The sequence below is a fragment of the Mesorhizobium sp. M4B.F.Ca.ET.089.01.1.1 genome (assembly GCF_004022605.1).
Classification (GTDB): domain Bacteria; phylum Pseudomonadota; class Alphaproteobacteria; order Rhizobiales; family Rhizobiaceae; genus Mesorhizobium; species Mesorhizobium abyssinicae.
Genome location: NZ_RZOS01000619.1, coordinates 1 through 2,660, shown reverse-complemented (window position 1 = coordinate 2,660; position 2,660 = coordinate 1). Strand labels below are relative to the sequence as shown.

Sequence of the window (2,660 nt, the reverse complement as noted above, 5' to 3'; positions counted from 1 at the left end):
GACCTGGGCTGCGATCGATTGCCGCTTGACGCCCGGCTTGTGGCGCAGCGTCAGCACGATGGCGCCGATCATGGCGACCAGCAGCACGAGGCCGGCGATCTGGAAGTAATAGAGGTAGTCCGTGTAGAGGATATCGCCGAGCGCGGCCGTGTTGGTGCGCTGGGCGAGATCCGGAATGGGCTTGGCCACCGTCGACGCCAGCTGTGGCGCGAAAGTGTAGCCGCCGAGCACGACGATCAGCTCCGCCGCCAGGATCAGCCCGACCAGCGCGCCGATCGGGGCGTATTGCAGCGCGCCTTCCTTCATCTCGGCGAAGTCGACGTCGAGCATCATGACGACGAACAGGAACAGCACCATGACCGCGCCGACATAAACGACGAGCAGGATCATCGCCAGGAACTCGGCGCCGGTCAGCATGAACAGGCCGGCGGCGTTGAAGAAGGTCAGGATCAGGAACAGCACCGAATGCACGGGGTTGCGCGACGAAATGACCATGAACGCCGACGCCACCGCGACAAAGGCGAAGAGGTAGAAAAAGGCCGCCTCTAGTCCACTCAGCATGGGGTTCCCCCGGGTTCCTGTCCAAACAGGACGTTCGTCCTGTTTGCTCTTTCTGGCTTCGTTTCCGCCTCCGGTTACGAAGCCGCGTTGTCCTTAGACGAGGCCCCTCGCCCCGTCCATGCGTCAAATGTCAGCGATAGGGTGCGTCCAGCGCGATGTTGCGCGCCAGTTCGCGCTCCCAGCGGTCGCCGTTCGCGAGCAGCCTGTCCTTGTCGTAGTAAAGCTCCTCGCGCGTCTCCGTCGCGAATTCGAAATTCGGCCCTTCGACGATGGCGTCGACCGGGCAAGCCTCCTGGCAGAAGCCGCAATAGATGCACTTCACCATGTCGATGTCGTAGCGTACGGTGCGGCGCGTGCCGTCGTTGCGGCGCGGGCCGGCCTCGATGGTGATGGCCTGCGCCGGGCAGATCGCCTCGCACAGCTTGCAGGCGATGCAGCGTTCCTCGCCGTTCGGATAGCGGCGCAGCGCATGCTCGCCGCGGAAGCGCGGGCTGATCGGCCCTTTCTCGTGCGGATAGTTGATCGTCTCCTTCGGCGCGAAGAACTGGCGCATCGACAGGAAGAAAGCGCTGACGAAATCCTTCAGCAGCAGCGCCTTTGCGGCTTGGGCGAGAGCGGACATCACGCAAATCCCGTGAGCTTGAGGAAGGCCGCGGTGGCGATGACCATGAACAGCGAGATCGGCAGGAAGACCTTCCAGCCCAGCCGCATCAGCTGGTCGTAGCGGTAGCGCGGCACGAACGCCTTGACCATGGAAATGCCGAAGAACACCAGGCAGACCTTGAGCACGAACCAGATCAGCCCTGGCACCCAGGTGAAGGGGGCGAAGTCGAACGGGGGCAGCCAGCCGCCGAGGAACAGGATGGTGGCCAGCGCGCACATCAGGACGATGGCGACATATTCGCCGAGGAAGAAGAGCAGGAACGGCGTCGACGAATATTCGACCATGTGGCCGGCGACAAGTTCCGATTCGGCCTCCACCAGGTCGAAGGGCGGGCGGTTCGTCTCGGCCAGCGCCGAGATGAAGAAGATGACGAACATCGGGAACAGCGACAGCCAGTGCCAGTCGAGGAAGGTGTTGGGCAGGCCAAGCCGCGTGCCGAGCCCATCATGCTGCGACATGACGATGTCGGACAGGTTGAGCGAGCCGACGCAAAGCAGCACGGTGACGATGACGAAGCCGATCGAGACTTCGTAGGACACCATTTGCGCGGCCGAGCGCAGCGCGCCGAGGAACGGATATTTCGAATTGGACGCCCAGCCGCCCATGATCACGCCATAGACCTCGAGCGAGGAGATGGCGAAGACGTAGAGGATGCCGACATTGACGTTGGCGATCGCCCAGCCCTCGTTGACCGGAATGACCGCCCAGGCCGAGATCGCCAGCACCGCCGACACCAGCGGCGCCAGCAGGAAGACGCCCTTGTTGGCGCCTGACGGGATCACCGGCTCCTTGAAGACGAACTTCAACAGGTCGGCGAAGGCCTGCAGCGTGCCCCAGGGGCCGACCACGTTCGGACCGCGGCGCAACTGCACCGCCGCCCAGATCTTGCGGTCGGCGTAGAGGATGTAGGCGACGAAGATCAGCAGCACGACGATCAGCACGACCGACTTCAGCAGAATCAGCAGCGCCGGCAGCACGTAGAAGGAGAAGAAGGTTTCCATGCTTATTCCGCCGCCTGCTTGAAGCCGCTCTTGGCCAGCGCCGAGCATTCCGCCATCACGGCAGAGGCCCGCGCGATCGGGTTGGTCAGGTAGAAATCCTTCACCGGCGAGGTGAAGGTGCCCTTGTTCAGCCGACCGCCGAGCTTCGCCACCTTGGCAACGTCGTCGGCGCTGCCGGCCAGAACCTGGTCGATGCGGGCAAGATGCGGATATTCGCCATAGAGCCTGGCGCGCAGCTGCGGCAGCGAATCGAACGGCAGCTTCTTGCCGAGCACATCCGACAGCGCCCTCAGGATCGCCCAGTCCTCGCGCGCGTCGCCGGGCGCGAAGCCGGCGCGATTGGTCTGCTGCACGCGGCCTTCGGTGTTGACGTAGGTGCCGGACTTTTCGGTGTAGGCGGCGGCTGGCAGGATGACGTTGGCACGGTGCGCGCC

4 protein-coding genes are annotated in these 2,660 nt (G+C 63.9%); all 4 read right to left on the bottom strand.

The annotated features are described in order from the left end of the window. Positions 1–561 (bottom strand): NADH-quinone oxidoreductase subunit J (locus EN780_RS31665; RefSeq protein ID WP_128276236.1); only part of this gene is annotated, 561 nt, incomplete at its 3' end. Between the two features lie 130 nt (positions 562–691). After that, the gene (gene nuoI / locus EN780_RS31660) at positions 692–1,183 is read right to left on the bottom strand and encodes an NADH-quinone oxidoreductase subunit NuoI (RefSeq protein WP_128276235.1); all 492 of its coding nucleotides are present in this window, start codon (positions 1,181–1,183) and stop codon (positions 692–694) included. Next, entirely contained in the window at positions 1,183–2,226 is a 1,044-nt protein-coding gene (gene nuoH, locus EN780_RS31655; protein WP_127284944.1) for an NADH-quinone oxidoreductase subunit NuoH, read from the bottom strand. The genes nuoI and nuoH overlap by 1 nt, the downstream gene beginning before the upstream one ends. A gap of 2 nt (positions 2,227–2,228) precedes the next feature. Beyond that, a partial coding sequence (locus EN780_RS31650) for a molybdopterin-dependent oxidoreductase (RefSeq protein WP_145971015.1) occupies positions 2,229–2,660 on the bottom strand: 432 nt, incomplete at its 5' end.

Bases quoted from the DNA above. Each gene is read 5' to 3' on its own strand.
- nuoI (WP_128276235.1), bottom strand. From the start codon at position 1,183: ATGTCCGCTCTCGCCCAAGCCGCAAAGGCGCTGCTGCTGAAGGATTTC.
- nuoH (WP_127284944.1), bottom strand. From the start codon at position 2,226: ATGGAAACCTTCTTCTCCTTCTACGTGCTGCCGGCGCTGCTGATTCTG.